At 43.2% G+C, this 16209-nt stretch carries 15 protein-coding genes; 7 read left to right on the top strand and 8 right to left on the bottom strand.

Annotation, left to right across the window (positions count from 1 at the left end; genetic code table 11):
- Positions 1-194: 194 nt before the first annotated feature.
- Entirely contained in the window at positions 195-1586 is a 1392-nt protein-coding gene (asnS, locus tag H6H03_RS15350; RefSeq protein WP_190955954.1) for an asparagine--tRNA ligase, read from the bottom strand.
- Positions 1587-1588: 2 nt separating this feature from the next.
- Positions 1589-1951 carry a hypothetical protein gene (locus tag H6H03_RS15355; protein ID WP_190955955.1) on the bottom strand — a complete coding sequence of 121 codons (363 nt, stop codon included), beginning with the start codon at positions 1949-1951 and terminating at the stop codon, positions 1589-1591.
- Between the two features lie 261 nt (positions 1952-2212).
- Between H6H03_RS15355 and H6H03_RS15360 the strand changes: the two genes are divergently transcribed.
- Positions 2213-2491: a DUF6439 family protein gene (locus tag H6H03_RS15360; RefSeq protein WP_190955956.1), complete on the top strand. Its 279-nt coding sequence runs from the start codon at positions 2213-2215 to the stop codon at positions 2489-2491.
- A gap of 65 nt (positions 2492-2556) precedes the next feature.
- On the opposite strand, the gene H6H03_RS15365 is transcribed toward H6H03_RS15360, so the two are convergent.
- Both H6H03_RS15365 and rlmD read right to left on the bottom strand, forming a co-directional pair.
- Positions 2557-3006: an ATP-binding protein gene (locus tag H6H03_RS15365; protein WP_190955957.1), complete on the bottom strand. Its 450-nt coding sequence runs from the start codon at positions 3004-3006 to the stop codon at positions 2557-2559.
- A gap of 383 nt (positions 3007-3389) precedes the next feature.
- Positions 3390-4805: a 23S rRNA (uracil(1939)-C(5))-methyltransferase RlmD gene (rlmD, locus tag H6H03_RS15370; protein WP_190955958.1), complete on the bottom strand. Its 1416-nt coding sequence runs from the start codon at positions 4803-4805 to the stop codon at positions 3390-3392.
- Positions 4806-4986: 181 nt separating this feature from the next.
- On the opposite strand from rlmD, the gene H6H03_RS15375 reads away from it, so the two are divergent.
- Both H6H03_RS15375 and purL read left to right on the top strand, forming a co-directional pair.
- On the top strand, positions 4987-5472 hold the full coding sequence (locus H6H03_RS15375; RefSeq protein WP_190956056.1) for an allophycocyanin subunit alpha-B: 486 nt from the start codon (positions 4987-4989) through the stop codon (positions 5470-5472).
- Between the two features lie 1007 nt (positions 5473-6479).
- Entirely contained in the window at positions 6480-8852 is a 2373-nt protein-coding gene (purL, locus tag H6H03_RS15380; RefSeq protein WP_190955959.1) for a phosphoribosylformylglycinamidine synthase subunit PurL, read from the top strand.
- A 285-nt stretch (positions 8853-9137) separates the two neighbouring features.
- On the opposite strand, the gene H6H03_RS15385 is transcribed toward purL, so the two are convergent.
- Positions 9138-9293, bottom strand: a complete 156-nt coding sequence (locus tag H6H03_RS15385; RefSeq protein ID WP_190955960.1) for a hypothetical protein — start codon at positions 9291-9293, stop codon at positions 9138-9140.
- On the opposite strand from H6H03_RS15385, the gene purF reads away from it, so the two are divergent.
- Together purF and H6H03_RS15395 are read left to right on the top strand one after the other, a co-directional pair.
- A complete protein-coding gene (gene purF, locus H6H03_RS15390) occupies positions 9292-10797 on the top strand; it encodes an amidophosphoribosyltransferase (RefSeq protein ID WP_190955961.1) in 1506 nt (501 codons plus the stop codon). The genes H6H03_RS15385 and purF overlap by 2 nt on opposite strands.
- 112 nt (positions 10798-10909) lie before the next feature.
- Complete coding sequence (locus H6H03_RS15395) at positions 10910-11473, top strand: Uma2 family endonuclease (protein WP_190955962.1); 564 nt, start codon at positions 10910-10912, stop codon at positions 11471-11473.
- An 81-nt stretch (positions 11474-11554) separates the two neighbouring features.
- Here H6H03_RS15395 and H6H03_RS15400 read toward each other — a convergent pair whose 3' ends face one another.
- The 3 genes from H6H03_RS15400 to H6H03_RS15410 all read right to left on the bottom strand — a co-directional run bounded on the left by H6H03_RS15400 (position 11555) and on the right by H6H03_RS15410 (position 13602).
- A complete protein-coding gene (locus H6H03_RS15400; RefSeq protein ID WP_190955963.1) occupies positions 11555-11836 on the bottom strand; it encodes a hypothetical protein in 282 nt (93 codons plus the stop codon).
- 60 nt (positions 11837-11896) lie between these two features.
- Positions 11897-12946 carry an ABC transporter permease gene (locus H6H03_RS15405; protein ID WP_190955964.1) on the bottom strand — a complete coding sequence of 350 codons (1050 nt, stop codon included), beginning with the start codon at positions 12944-12946 and terminating at the stop codon, positions 11897-11899.
- A 137-nt stretch (positions 12947-13083) separates the two neighbouring features.
- On the bottom strand, positions 13084-13602 hold the full coding sequence (locus H6H03_RS15410; protein ID WP_190955965.1) for an adenine phosphoribosyltransferase: 519 nt from the start codon (positions 13600-13602) through the stop codon (positions 13084-13086).
- Positions 13603-14076: 474 nt separating this feature from the next.
- Here H6H03_RS15410 and H6H03_RS15415 point away from each other — a divergent pair, with 474 nt between their 5' ends.
- Positions 14077-14703, top strand: coding sequence for a DUF3038 domain-containing protein (locus tag H6H03_RS15415; protein ID WP_190955966.1), 627 nt, complete (start codon positions 14077-14079; stop codon positions 14701-14703).
- Complete coding sequence (locus H6H03_RS15420) at positions 14700-16151, top strand: DUF4335 domain-containing protein (RefSeq protein ID WP_190955967.1); 1452 nt, start codon at positions 14700-14702, stop codon at positions 16149-16151. Before H6H03_RS15415 ends, H6H03_RS15420 begins: the two co-directional genes overlap by 4 nt.
- The last annotated feature ends 58 nt before the right edge of the window (positions 16152-16209 follow it).

Here is a 16209-nt window from a genome sequence, read left to right on the forward strand (position 1 = left end):
TGCGAATCCATACATAGCAAGCTTTTTGCCTTTTTCGACCCGTCGAACTCACGTTAATTTTAATTAATCGCTTGATAAAATACCTCCCTATACGAATAAAACCCGCATTCGCGGGTTTCAAAGTTTTTATTAGCCCATCGGACAGACTTAGTTTGTGTAGACGTGATTTCTAATCGCCTGATTTTCAACTCAAACTAAAACTCGGCACTTTGCGGTGTACGCGGGAAGGGAATTACATCACGAATATTTGCCATTCCGGTGATGAATTGCACGAGTCGTTCAAAACCCAAACCAAAACCAGCGTGAGGAACGGTACCATAACGACGCAAATCTAGATACCACCATAAATCTTCTGGCTTCATTCCTTGCGCTACTACGCGACGTTCTAGAACTTCTAACCGTTCTTCCCGCTGGGAACCACCAATAATTTCGCCAATTTTCGGGGCGAGAATATCCATTGCGCGAACAGTTTTTTCATCGTCGTTCAAGCGCATATAAAAAGCTTTAATTTTCGCTGGATAATCTGTGACGATTACAGGCTTTTTAAATAATTGTTCAGCCAGGTAACGTTCGTGTTCTGATTGTAAATCTAAGCCCCAGCTTACGGGATATTCAAATTTGACATCGGCTTTTTCTAAAAGTGCGATCGCTTCTGTGTAAGTTAAGCGTTCAAATTGATTGTTAATAATATTATCGGCTGTTGCCAACACCGAATTATCAATGCGCTGATTGAAAAATTCCATGTCTTCTGGGCAAGTTTCCAACACATATTTAAAAATATGTTTGAGAAACGCCTCAGCTAAATCCATATCGCCTTCTAAGTCACAAAAAGCCATTTCTGGCTCAACCATCCAAAATTCTGCTAAGTGACGCGAAGTATTAGAATTTTCTGCACGGAAGGTAGGGCCAAATGTGTAGACGTTGCTAAACGCCATCGCCATAATTTCCGCTTCTAACTGCCCGCTAACTGTGAGATATGTAGGTTTAGCAAAAAAGTCTTGGCTATAATCTACGGCTTGATTATCTGTGCGGGGAATATTTTTTAAATCTAAACTAGTAACGCTAAAAAGTTCGCCAGCACCTTCACAATCGCTAGCAGTGATGATGGGTGTGTGTACCCACAAAAAACCTCTTTCTTGGAAGAATTGGTGAATTGCTGCCGAACAAGCATTTCTCACCCGGAAAACTGCACCAAAAGAATTAGTACGCGATCGCAAATGTCCAATGGTTCGCAGAAACTCAAAGGAATGCCGTTTCTTTTGCAGAGGATATGTATCGGGATCGGCTTCTCCGTAAACTTTTACAGATTCTGCTTTCAACTCAATTCGCTGTCCTTTACCCAAAGAAGCCACCAACACTCCAGCGACTTCAACAGCAGCGCCGGTATTCAGCTTTTTCAAAATAGCTTCATAATCTGGCAAATCCTGATTGATGACGGCTTGCAAATTAGCTAGCGATGAGCCGTCATTAACTTCGATAAAAGCAAATCCTTTGGACTCGCGTTTTGTTCTCACCCAGCCTTGAACTAAGAGAGACTCATCAGGTTGACCACTTCGCAATATTTCTGCAATCCGTCGATTTACCATATTTACCCAGCATAAGACTTTAATATCCAGCCTATGATAACGCCCATTCCACCAAAGCGGACGACCTGCCAGAAAGGTTTTTTGAGACTACGCCAAGAAAACAACTGGCTTTCTAAGTTTATTTCTAACATTTCCAACTGCTGTTTGATTTGCCGTAACTCTGCTTTAATTTCTGGTGTTTGGGATTTATGGCTTTTTAATCGCTCCTGACGCTGTTGCAATTGAGCCTTTTGCTGACGATCGCCTTGTACTTGATTGTAACGTTCTCTCAAGGATAAGAGCGATCGCTCTACTTCCTCGATTTCTTGTTCCAAATCTGGTTCCGGATTTTCCTCTGGCGGTTGTGATTGTTGAGACGGCTTCATTTACAAGTAGTAAACTAAGATTAAAAGTCAATTGTCATTTGTCATTGGTCATTTGTCATTAGTTAATAAACAAAGGACAAATAACTAAGCACAAAATCTCCGATCGAGTTTGAGGTCATTAAACGCCGCCAAGCCACCAGACTCCTCCACCACAGTTGCTCAACGGTAGTTCCTTTAAGCGGGAGAAGTCCGCCAACGGGCTGCCTCAAGTTCGTAAGATAAGACAATTGACACGGGATAATTGACAAAGGACTTTATATTATGTCTCAATCTGCACAGCTACCGAAAACCAGTCAACTGAGTGAATTTAGTACTTTAGAACTAGCCCAAGTTCTGATGCAAAGACTAAGCATCTCTCCTGAAGATTGGCATCGCCTCAAGTCTAACCGCAATTCCCGCGCCAGCGAACAACTAGCAGCAGCTCTTGTTTATCTTTTAAACAATCAACCACAAGAAGCCCAAGCCAGGTTAGAACAAGCAATTGGTTGGCTAGATCGCTCTATTTCTGCTCCTCCCTGTCCAACTCATGGCAAAAGTTAGGAGTTAAGAGTTAGGAGTTAATAGTTTAAAACTTTTAACTCATCACTCCTAACTCCTAACTACAACTACCGTCGCAGAGATAGTCCCCGACGATTTTCCATTTGTTTACAGAGTCTCAATTCTGTACCCTTGCGATTCCACTCTACCTGATCGAAAATTTGATGCAGAAGACATAGACCGCGACCACTTTCTGCTTCATCTGGTGGTAGATAGTCTGTTGGTTCTTCATCACTAATAGGTAAGGGAGTAAAGCCGCTACCCTGGTCTGAAATTATCCACCAATATTGATTATCTATTAATGAAAAACGTACTACAACTCTTTTACTTGGATCGAGATTATTGCCATGTTTAGCTGCATTTACTAGGGCTTCTTGAAGCCCTAAACGCAGTTCTGATTGTAATTTTGCTGGAATTTCTGCCAACAATAAATCTAATATGGGACAAAGATAGAGGGTTGAGGCAAAACTAATAGTGCCCCAATAACGTCCAACTGGACGAAGTGAAATAGTAATCACAAGAGAAACCCCATAGCTTTCAGTTAGCTAGACATCAGTTTGGTGTCACAGGCACCCTGATAAAAATTGAGGTGGTCATGCTGCCTTCAAACTTGCGTCTTTAAAACTAAATTTTGAAAATGCTAGGGAGCATTGACTTTATGAATGAATTGGGATTGGTCGGATATATAACGGCTTTAATAAATTCGATCGAGGAATGAGCAACTTAGAAAAGTGCTATTAATTTCATCGAGTATTGGCATACTCTAGTTAACTGCCGATTTGTAATTTACACAATCCAATTCATACTTTTAGGAGTCGATGCAACTTTTTTAATTTCTTTAAACAAAATGAATTTCTATTTTTAGCTTAATTCGATTTTAGCATTGTTAGTATGCACTAGACTAGAAATTTGAAATTTCAATTTTTTTAAAGGAATCAGCATCCTTATCCAAATGTGATAGCACAAGAAAGGCAGCAGCTTCCACATGAGCAGTTTGGGGGAAAAAATCAGCAGGTTGTACCCGTGCGATCTTATATTGCCCATCTTGACAGAGTAATTTCAGGTCGCGGGCGAGGGTGGCTACTTTACAGCTGACGTAAACAATCCGAGATGGTTTCAATTGCCGTAAAGTGTCTATGACACCGCGATCGCATCCTTTACGTGGTGGATCGAGAATTACGACCTCTGGTATTGTGCCCATTTTTGGCAGCAATTTCTCAACTGCGCCGACTTGGAATGTTACATTATTAATTTCATTGCGCTCGGCATTCAAAATAGCTTGTTCCACGGCTGCTGGTTGCACTTCTAAACCTATGGCTTGACGTACTTGTTTAGCCAGGGGCAAAGTCAAAGTGCCGATACCACAATAGGCATCAACGAGAAATTCATGTCCTTGAAGATTGAGTTCTGACTGAATTACCTCCAATAATGCCTCTGCTGTTTCTGTATAAACTTGGAAAAATGTATCTGGGCGCACTTGAAATTCCAGTCCAGCAAATTTTTCACGCAGGTGGGGTACTCCAGCGATGCAACGGGTTTCTACTCCAAAGATAGCATTTGTGCGATCGCCATTGCGATTCAGGCATACTCCCCTTAACTGCGGATAACGCTTTAACCATTCCTGGGCTTGGATTGCAATTTCTGGTAAATTCCAGTCCTTAACTACTAAAGTCAGCAACATTTCGCCAGTATGGCGGCCGATGCGTAAACTCAAATGGCGAATTTGCCCAAGGTGGCGATGTTCGTCGTAAATTTGCCAACCCCGCTGTTGGATATCCTGCTTAACTTCGGCAAGCATGGGATTTAAACGCGAGTCTTGGACTGGACATTGATTTAAGTTGATTAATTGGTGACTACCTTTTTGGTAATAACCAGCTTGTACCTGTCCTGTTGCCGACTTGCCCAGAGGATAAGTAGATTTATTTCGGTAACCCAAAGCAGAACCGACAGCCAGTACTGGATCTACTGGTGGTTGGGTAAAACCGCCAATGCGCTCCATTGCTTGGATGACTTGATTTTGCTTAGCTATTAGCTGGTAATCATAATTAATATGCTGCCACTGGCAACCACCGCACTTGTCAGCCACAATACAAGCAGGGCGGATGCGATGGGGAGATGGTTGCAATAGCTCCTGTAGCTTAGCCTGGGCATATTTTGGTTTAACATGTACTAAACGCACAATAGCGCGATCGCCTGGTACTGTATCCGGGACAAATACTACACGTTCGTTAGCCCGTCCCACCCCATCGCCAGTATCACTCAGATCGGCGATCGTTACTTCAATTAATTCACCTTGTTGCCAAATCATTTTATTCATTAATTATTAGTTATTACTCCATTGGGCATTGGGAGTGCTGAGTTACGAATCAACAATTATTCTTGCTCCTTGTCCCCTTGTCCCCTTGTCCCCTTTTCCCCTTGTCTCCCCACTCCCCCTTCACTTGTGTACCTCAGACTCGCTAAACTAGCAGATAATATTTAAGGTGATTTCAATCATCATGACTGTAATTAGCCAAGTTATTCTCAAAGCTGACGACGAACTGCGTTATCCCAGCAGTGGCGAACTTAAAAATATCAAAGACTTTTTGCAAACCGGTGTACAACGGACGCGCATTGCTGCTACGTTAGCTGAAAATGAAAAAAAGATAGTCCAGGAAGCAACCAAACAACTTTGGCAAAAGCGTCCTGATTTTATCTCTCCTGGTGGTAATGCTTACGGGGAACGCCAACGCTCTCTATGTATCCGTGATTTTGGCTGGTACTTACGCCTAATTACTTATGGTGTACTTGCTGGCGACAAAGAGCCAATTGAAAAAATTGGTTTGATTGGTGTGCGTGAAATGTACAATTCATTGGGTGTTCCCGTACCCGGAATGGTAGAAGCTATCAGTTCCCTTAAAACAGCCGCCCTTGGCCTACTGAGTGCGGAAGATGCTGCTGAAGCTGGGCCATACTTTGATTACATCATTCAAGCGATGTCTTAATACAAAGTCTGTGCTGATTCTAATAGATACTTTTGTTCTACTAGAGTGAGTGTAAAATTTTAGCACTCCATAGGCATAAGATTACTAATTCAATCTTAACTTCCCCACATTTGGTAGTAGCTATGGCTAAATCTCTGTCAAGTTACCAACCAGTTGTGGGGAAATTTTATTTGGGCATGGGGAGCAGAGGAGTAGTTCCAGCACTCTTTCCCCTGTGCCCCTAGAGCCTCTTCCCATGCCCAATGCCCCATGCCCCATGCCCAGTGATTAATAACAAAAAACCGACAGTCTTTGATAAAGGCTGTCGGTAATTAGTGTGTTCCCTATTAATGACTCGGCTAGAGTTCAGTTGTCCTTAATTATGCCTAGCTGGCGATCGCAATGAGACGATCCTAATCATGTATAAGTGTGATTGTCGTCACTTGATTGTTACAGCAAAACTGCATATCCCCGAATAATCTCTGAGTTCTAGTCAGTCTGTACAAATTTTGGACTAAGAGTATATACACAAATAGATAGCAAATAAATGTAGGGTTGTAATAGATACGCTCATTTAACTGACATCCGACAATTATTCCTTTGCCATTGGGAAAATGTCGTTGTGGTTTGTAGCCAGGCTTATTTCCTATCTCTGAGTTTTTACTACTGGTGAGATCATCGTCATTAATTCTTCAGTGATTCTTTTGCAGTCAAGGGTAACAGCCCTAGTTTTATGCAACTTAAATACTCATGATGAGATACTTTTTCAGCTTTAAATTCACTTTAACAATTATACAAATACGTTGGTAGAAGCACGATAATCCTGTGTTTTTACCAGAAATTTTTGAACTAGCTATCACCAATGCTGAGTTTATAATCTATCTTTGGAAATACCAAAACATCTATCTTTAAGTAGATTTATTTATTGAACCTATTTGCCATGTCTAGCCATAAACCATCCTAGAACTGCACTTACAGGGCAAGTAAATCGATAGAATAATGCTCTGTACAATTGGTGCATTATTTCCATGACTGCCACATCTCCTGCTCCCTTTTCCCCCGAAGAAATCGCCGCCGAAGGTATAAAGCCAGAAGAATACGCAGAAATTGTCCGTCGTTTAGGGCGTCATCCCAACAAAGCCGAACTGGGAATGTTTGGGGTAATGTGGTCAGAGCATTGCTGTTATAAAAATTCTCGACCTTTACTCAAACAGTTTCCTACCGAAGGTCGCCGCATTCTCGTGGGGCCTGGTGAAAATGCTGGTGTTGTAGATTTAGGTGACGGACTGCAACTAGCCTTTAAGATAGAATCCCACAACCACCCCTCAGCGGTCGAACCCTTTCAAGGAGCGGCAACAGGAGTAGGAGGTATTCTTAGGGATATTTTTACGATGGGTGCGCGTCCCATTGCCATCTTAAACTCGCTGCGTTTTGGTTCCCTTGAAGATGCCAAAACCCAAAGATTATTTACTGGTGTAGTGTCAGGAATTTCTCATTACGGTAATTGTGTGGGAGTACCCACCGTTGGTGGTGAAGTTTACTTTGATGCTGCTTACTCTGGTAATCCCCTAGTGAATGTGATGGCGTTGGGGTTAATGGAAACCCCAGAAATTGTTAAATCTGGGGCATCTGGTTTCGGAAACCCCGTATTGTATGTTGGTTCCACCACCGGGCGCGATGGTATGGGAGGCGCGAGTTTTGCCAGTGCAGAATTGACTGAACAATCAATGGATGACCGTCCTGCTGTGCAAGTGGGTGACCCGTTTTTGGAAAAGTCGTTAATTGAAGCTTGTCTGGAAGCTTTTAAAACAGGTGCAGTTGTCGCCGCCCAGGATATGGGAGCAGCAGGAATCACCTGTTCTACATCCGAGATGGCGGCAAAAGGCGGTGTGGGAATTGAACTGGATTTAGATAAAATTCCCGTGCGGGAGCTAGGGATGGTTCCCTATGAATACTTGCTCTCAGAATCTCAAGAACGGATGCTGTTTGTTGCCCACAAAGGGCGCGAACAAGAGTTAATCGACATTTTTCACCGTTGGGGACTTCATGCTGTTGTTGCTGGTACAGTGATTGCTCAACCCATTGTGCGAATTCTCTATCAAGGTAAAGTAGCAGCTGAAATTCCCGCTGAGGCTTTGGCGGAAAATACCCCACTTTATCAAAGGGAATTGCTGGCAGAACCACCAGAATATGCGCGTCAAGCTTGGCAGTGGACTGCTGATTCTTTGCCTAGTTCTACAATTGCTGGAATCGAACTCGAAGGACGCCTGCAAAGTTGGAATGATATTCTCTTAACTTTGCTTGATACACCGACGATCGCTTCTAAAAATTGGGTATATCGTCAGTACGACCATCAAGTACAAAACAATACCGTAATTCTACCAGGTGGCGCAGATGCGGCTGTTATTCGTTTGCGTCCACTAGAACAAATCCCCAATCTAAAATCCCCAATCCAAAATCCAAAATCCGCAGTTGCAGCTACTGTAGACTGCAATTCTCGTTATGTTTACCTCGATCCCTATGAAGGAGCTAAGGCAGTGGTGGCGGAAGCCGCACGCAACCTGAGTTGTGTGGGTGCTGAACCTCTGGCGGTAACAGATAATTTGAATTTTGGCTCTCCAGAAAAACCAATTGGTTACTGGCAATTAGCAGAAGCTTGTCGCGGTTTAGCAGAAGGTTGCCGAGAACTAGCAACACCTGTTACAGGTGGAAATGTCTCTTTATACAATGAAACCCTTGATTCCCAAGGGACTCCCCAACCAATTTATCCCACTCCTGTTGTGGGTATGGTGGGCTTGATTCCTGATATCAGCAAAATTTGTGGTCAAGGTTGGCAAACAGCAGGTGATGTGATTTACCTTCTGGGATTGCCCGTAACATCCCAACTCAGTTTAGGAGCATCTGAATATTTAGCCGCCATCCACGGTACTGTTGCCGGAAAACCGCCACAAATAGATTTTGACTTGGAACGTCGGGTACAGCAAGTTTGTCGTGATGGAATTCGTAATGGTTGGGTACGTTCTGCCCACGATTGTGCTGAGGGAGGAATAGCGATCGCAATAGCAGAATGTTGCATCTCTGGCAACCTCGGCGCCCAAATCAATTTAGAAATAACACCAACTCAATTAAAGCGTTTAGACGAGGTACTGTTTGCTGAAGGTGGGAGCCGAATTTTAGTTTCCATAACACCAGAACACCAAGAAATTTGGGAATCATACTTACAGGAACATCTGGGTCAACAGTGGCAAAAACTCGGCATAGTCGGTAATTTCGAGACGGGTTTGGGGGTTTTAACCACTGACAACCAACCCTTAATCAAAGTTAATATTGAACATATAAGCGATCGTTATTCTCAGGCGATCGCCAGGCGTCTCGCCATCCAAACCACTACTCCCAGTTGAAGCAGTTAGGAGTGAAATTACAAAAGTTAGGAGTTGAGAGTCAGGAGTTAAGAATAAAAACCCTAACTTTTAACTTATATCTCCTGTACACAGGCGATTAATCGCGTCTTTACTCCTAATTTATTAATCTTTGTGAACAAAATTACGGTACTGTTTTAATGGATGGTTAAAGATTTATTAAGAACTCTGCGACTATCTATCGACATAATCCCAGTGACTCGACTACCAAATTTTAGATTTTAGATTTTAGATTTTGGATTGAGAGTACTTTTTCTAGTTAATGTATCATCCGTCTTCAGCAGGTTCAACAAATCTCAAATTATCTAGCCGTATTCCTTCTAGGGTGCGGTCAATCCAAAAGACGCTCGCAGACTCGCTAACGACTATCGTAAATCTAAAATCCAAAATTGACTGACCCCCCACCAGGAGCAAAGCTAGCATGACTTCTATTCATTCTGTCACTTCGGATGAATACCCCGACCAGACCAACAACCCAATTAATAGTTATGAAAATCGTCCCGACAAGCCAGAAGAAGCTTGCGGTGTTTTCGGTATTTACGCACCAGGAGAAAACGTTGCTAAACTAAGCTACTTTGGATTGTATGCCCTCCAACACCGGGGTCAAGAATCAGCTGGTATTGCCACCTTTGAGGGTACGAAAGTCCATCTCCACAAAGATATGGGCTTGGTGTCTCAAGTATTCAACGAATCCATCTTAGAACAGTTACCTGGTAGCCATGCTGTTGGTCACACTCGTTATTCGACTACAGGTTCTAGCCGCAAAGTTAACGCTCAACCCGCCGTCATTGAAACTCGCTTGGGTTCAATAGCATTAGCACATAATGGTAATTTAGTCAATACAGTGCAATTGCGTCAAGAGTTGTTGGAAGACAAATGCAACTTAGTGACGACAACAGACTCAGAAATGATTGCTTTTGCGATCGCCCAAGCCATCGATGCAGGTGCAGATTGGTTAGAAGGTGCAATTAAGGCGTTTCATCGCTGCCAAGGAGCTTTTAGTTTAGTTATTGGCACTCCCATTGGCGTTATGGGAGTGCGCGACCCCAATGGCATTCGTCCTTTGGTAATTGGGACTTTGGCTGGTAATCCCATCCGTTACGTTTTAGCTTCCGAAACCTGTGGTTTAGACATCATTGGAGCCGAATACCTGCGGGATGTAGAACCTGGTGAATTAGTTTGGATTACCGAAGAAGGTTTGGCTTCTTACCACTGGAGTCAACAGCCCCAGCGGAAATTGTGTATCTTTGAGATGATTTACTTTGCCCGCCCCGATAGCGTTATGCATAACGAGAGTTTGTACAGCTACCGGATGCGCTTAGGGCGGCAACTAGCAAAAGAATCTGCTGTAGATGCCGATATAGTGTTTGGTGTTCCTGATTCTGGTATCCCTGCTGCCATTGGATTTTCCCAAGCTTCCGGTGTCATGTACATGGAAGGACTGATTAAAAATCGCTACGTCGGGCGAACCTTTATTCAACCAACCCAAACCATGCGCGAATCAGGTCTCAAGATGAAACTCAACCCCCTCAAAGATGTGCTGGTTGGTAAAAGAGTGATCATCGTAGATGACTCGATTGTGCGCGGTACTACCAGTCGGAAACTCGTGAAAACTTTGCGTGAGGCGGGTGCAATAGAAGTACACATGCGAATTTCTTCTCCACCAGTGACTCATCCTTGTTTTTATGGCATCGATACTGATTCTCAAGATCAGCTAATTGCTGCCACTAAATCAGTAGAAGAAATCGCCAAGCAACTGGAAGTAGATAGCCTCGCTTATCTCAGCTGGGAGGGAATGCTAACAGCAACAGGAGAAGACACCAATAGTTTTTGTTCTGCCTGCTTTACTGGAAATTATCCAGTAGCCATTCCTGAACAAGTGAAGCGTTCTAAGTTGATTTTGGAAAAAGAAAAGGTAGTGGTGTAGGGACTGGGGACTAGGGATTGGGGACTGGGGAGATGGCAAGAGAATTTCACCCCACCCAATGTCCCATGCCCACTCTGGCTAAAATAGTTGAATACCTTAACAGAAATGATTTATGAACCAGCCGATATCTGAGAGAGTGCGCTGGACTACCGCCGATTTAGAATTGTTTCCAGATAACGGAAACCGCTATGAAATTATTGACGGAGAATTGTTTGTGACCAGAGCGCCTCACTGGAATCATCAAAAAGCCTGTGCGAGAATTATTGCTCCTTTGGATACTTGGTCACAAGCCACTTCATTGGGACAGGTTGTACCTGCTCCAGGAGTAATTTTTGGTGAGAATGATAATGTGATTCCTGATGTAGTCTGGGTTAGTAATGAAAGATTGCCCTTACTTTTAGACGAGGCGGGACATTTGACTGGTGCGCCAGAACTAGTGGTAGAGGTACTATCTCTTGGTAGCGACAACGAAAAGCGGGATAGGGAACTTAAACTGAAGCTCTACTCTTCAAGGGGAGTGAGAGAATATTGGATTGTGGATTGGCACAAACAACAAGTGGAAGTTTATCGGCGCGAGCAAGGGAGTTTAAAGTTAGCGGCAACATTGTTCAATGGTGATGAACTAAATTCACCGATGTTGCCTGATTTTACTTGTGCGATCGCCTCTTTATTTTAGTTAACATATTCTTTTATTCTGAGATTAAGCGTGCAAAGGTATTGAATAAGCTGCTTTTTCTCAAAATGGCAAAACTAGTTTTCAACTATGTTGTAAAAACTCAACTTTGGGCAATAACGGGTCAGTTACAATGCCCACGCCAGTAAAACCCCAGCGTTTGAGCAGACTCCCCAACTGTGTACCCGGAATCGATTCTATTGCAAAACGATTTGCCACTTCTGCTGCATGGGTGTTCAGATAACTAAGAGCATCAAAGTTTTCCCGAAACAATAATAGATAACCTGATGCATCAGCATTGGGACGAGCTGTCAGGTAACGACCATCACTTTTTGAGCGCACCAGGTAATAGACTTCGGACAACATGGAAGGGTTAGGGAGTAGGGAGTAGGGACTGGGAAGCAGAGGAAGAAAGAATAACAATGACTAATTCAGATTTTCTAAACGAATACGCGGGTCGGCTACTTTAAGCATTAAGTCAGCAATTAAGTTACCAACAATTAGCAAAACTGCACTCATGACTAAACTGGCCATGACCAGATACAAATCTTGAGACATTACAGCTTGTAAAGTCAATCGTCCCAAACCAGGCCAGTTGAAGAATTGTTCGGCAATGAACGCCCCACTTAATAAACTAGCTAACTCGAAGCCTAATAGAGTAATTAAAGGGTTGACAGCGTTGCGGAGAGCGTGAACATATATTACGCGGTTTTCTGGCAGTCCTTTAGCACGAGCGGTTTGGATGTAATCTTGACGCAGAACATCTAACAATTCGCCGCGAGTGATGCGTTGTAAACCAGCAAAACTAGTAATTGAGAGGGCGATGGTGGGTAAAATCATGTGCCAGCCAATATCAAGGATTTTACCAAACCAATTCAGTTCCGAGTGATTGATGCTAGTCATACCACCTACCGGGAATAACGGCGAGGTGATTTGAGCAAAGAAAAGCAGCACTAAAACGGTGATGAAACTGGGAAATCCTTGCCCAGCGTAGCTAACGACTTGTAAAACCCGGTCAGCCCAGCGATTTTGCTTGATGGCAGCGATGATGCCCAAGGGAATGGCGATCGCCCAAGTTACAATCAAAGAAGCGATCGCTAACAGCAATGTTGCTGGTACTCGTTCCCACAACAGGGATACTACTGGGCGTTTATAAGAAAAACTCGGGCCAAAGTCGCCTCTCGATACAATATTCCACAACCAAAGCCAATATTGTTCCACCCAGGACTTATTTAAACCCCAAAATTCCCGTAAAGCCTTAATTTGGTCTCTAGATTTTTTGGGATCTGCTTCTAATTGGGTGACAAAATCTCCCGGAGCAAGTTGCATAACCAGAAACGACAGCGCCGACGCCAAAAACAAAGTCAGTAATGCCTGCAACAGCCGCTTCATTACGTATATAAAAGTTTCACTTGTGACTAGCCTAATCAGCCAATCCCAACCCGTTGCTAAAGAAATTTTTGCCGTAGATGTCATAACACTTTGTTTAGTTGTTTGTTGTCAGTTGGGTTATGTTTCATGGTCAGTGACCGAAGAAGCAGGGGAGGTGCAAAGATGACAGTTATCTGTTGACTGTCCAATGCCCCATGCCCAATGACTAATGACTAATTACATTAATATTCAACCAAAGAAATAATCGGCACATTTGGCAAATGTCTGCGTCCTTCTAAATCTCGTAGCTCGATAATAAACCCAAAACCTACTAGTTCGCAGCCAATTTTCTGCACCAAGTTTGCTGTTGCACTCGCAGTTCCACCAGTAGCTATCAAATCGTCTACAATCAAAACCCGGCTACCCTCGTGTAAAGCATCTTGATGTACTTCTAGGCAGTCTGTACCATACTCTAGTTGATACTCAATTGAGTGAACTGCTGATGGTAACTTACCTCTTTTGCGGACTGGAATAAAACCAGCTCCTAGTTTATAAGCCAGAGGTGAGCCAAAAATGAATCCCCTCGACTCCATACCAATGACATAATCCACCGTCATCTCAGCTTCTATGCATTTTTGTGTTAAAAAGTCAATAGTATAGCGCAATCCCTCTGGATCGCGCAGCAAAGTAGTAATATCCCGAAATAAAATTCCAGGTTTGGGGAAATCTGGGATGTCACGAATCAGAGACTTCAAATCCATAGAATAAGAGTAGGGAATGGAGATTTGGCATGGGGCATAGGAAGAGGACAAGGGGAAAGGGAAAGGGGTAAGGGGAAAAGGAAAAAGATTAAATTTATTCCTTTTCCCTTTAACCTTTAACCTTTTCCCCTGCCCAATGCCCAATGCCCAATGCCCAATGCCCAATTCCAGATACGTGAAAAATCGTACACTATAATGTCATACGCTGGGTGTAGAGGCTAAACCTTGATCCTTGATTGACGATAACTAGAAACTAAACCAAGCTAGAAAAGGTATAGCACTAATAAATGAGGTGAATTAAGTGATGTTTTAAAGTTTTGAATTCAATATAGGGAATCCTTTGAGTAGAAAGAGTTAAGTAATGTATATATCGGGTAGTTATGACTACTGCCATAAGTCTAATGTTCAAGTCTTGGCTACTTATCTTAAATTTGTTTTACCTAGTCTGTCACAAGCGCACAAGGTATTTATAGAATGAATGTTTCTGCAAGTTTAACGCCGTTGAAAAGTCCAACTCAAGATTCACTGCCGATGATTCTGGACACTTTACCAGATCCTGCGATCGCCGGACAAACATGTCCTCGAAGAACCCGGTTGCAAATTGACCTTATTTTACTTGCTATTGAAGCTTTAGAGCTTGGTGGTTCTGAAGCAATCCTGGCTTTTGCTCAAGAGTTGGATCTTAAAGGAATTGTTAAAGATCGGGTGAATTTATGGCGGATGCGTAGCTCTAACCCACTACGCAGAGCGCACATGCGCCGTCCCCTAACTATTATGGAAGCCAAAGCTTTAGTAGTTATTGCTTGTTACATAGCACGGCGTTTAACTGTTGTGATTCGGCAGCTATTAATGTTGTGTCAACAGATGGAAGAAAAGCAGATTCCCTTAGAACAGAATTTGCGGCTATCTAACTATCTAGAGCGGTTTAGAGCGCATTTTAAGAGCCGGATGAATGCCCGGCGTTCTGGTGTCCTGGCATTAACTTCCGATGAAAAATTAGATGACCTAGCGATAAATTTGTTAGGGCAATTACTATTTTGTACTGGTACGGCTGGAATGCAGCGGTTCTGGATTAGTCTGTTTGATGGTGAAGTGGAATGAATATTCAACGTAAGTACAGTTTACCTAATTGTACACTGCTTTTAGAAGGATTAAGTGATGTCACTAGGGCTGCACACTTCCAAGAACTGCGCCCGGAATTATCTATATTGGTAAATGCCGAATGTTATTTATCTGGATATAATCAACCTCTAACTGGAGGGCGGGAGTTTTTTGAAAGTTTGGTGAGGGCAGTTAGTGGCTATGCCCAAGAATTTTTAAGTAATGTACCTAATCCCCAAGCCCACAACCACGAGTCAGAGCTAGTAGAGTTTCAAAAAATAGACAGCAACCGACACCGATTAATTGTACATTCAGAAGGCGCACCAGAAGGCTTCGAGTCTCATCAAAGCCATTCTAAACGTCCGCCTCTTGAAATAGATTTGAGTACGGTGCAGTTGTTTGATTTAGTGGAAGCAGTAGATCAGTTTTTTGCTGATAGCCAAACTTTACCAGAACTTTCCCTAGAACTACAGCCAGTTACCAGACGCTATGGTGGTGCTAGCCAAGCTTTAATCAAGCAGGCGGTTCCGGCTGCTGTGGGAGTATCAAGTTTAGCAGTAGCAGCGATCGCTTTTAACTTGATTCCACCTCCGCAAATCCGTCCACCACAGCCTCAGCCTGATGGGCAAACGACCTCGACAACCAAGAACCTCACCCCTTCAGCATCAGCAGATCCAACTCCCACGTCGGCTGCAACGCCCATAGCTGCTGCGTCTCCCACACCAACACCTACGACTACTACCCAGCCAGCAGTTAAAGATTTAGAAGCACTTATAAATACAGTTTCGGAAATTACCGACCCATCTCAACTGCGTGCATTAAATCGCCAAGTGTATAATCAAATTCATCCAGCTTGGACTAATCGCTCAGGATTGCAACAAGATTTGATCTATCGTATAGGTGTAGCTGCGGATGGAGCGATCGTTGGTTATAAAGCGGTAAATCAAGAAGCAAATCAAGGAATAGGGCAAACTCCTCTACCTAACTTACTTTACAACCCTGCTAACCGTGCTCCCATTTCCAATGAACCCATCGCCCAATTCCGAGTAGTATTTACTACAAACGGTGTGCTACAAGTCAGCCCTTGGCGCGGATATGCTAGAACACCAGAGGTGGTGGGTACAAAAATTACTGACTCTAATATAGTCAAAGGTTTAAATCAAAAACTTTATAATACTGTTCGCCAAGCTTGGAGCGGCACCCCTACATTTACGCGAGATTTAAAATATCGGGTAGCTGTCAACAAAGATGGTGTAATTGCTGACTATGAACCACTCAACCAAGTTGCCTTTGACTATTTCCGCGAAACACCGCTTCCCCAGATGTTTAACGCCATCTACGGTTCCAATGTAGCGCCACCCAATAACAAAGAACCTCTTGCCCACTTCCAAGTGATATTCAAACCTAATGGCAAATTGGAAATCAGTCCTTGGCAGGGATATCAGTAATTGGGGATTGGGGCATTGGGCATGGGGAAGAGAATTAAGTTACTATTGCCTATTGCCT

It is taken from the genome of Nostoc paludosum FACHB-159 (genome assembly GCF_014698835.1).
GTDB classification, from domain to species: Bacteria; Cyanobacteriota; Cyanobacteriia; order Cyanobacteriales; family Nostocaceae; genus Nostoc; species Nostoc paludosum.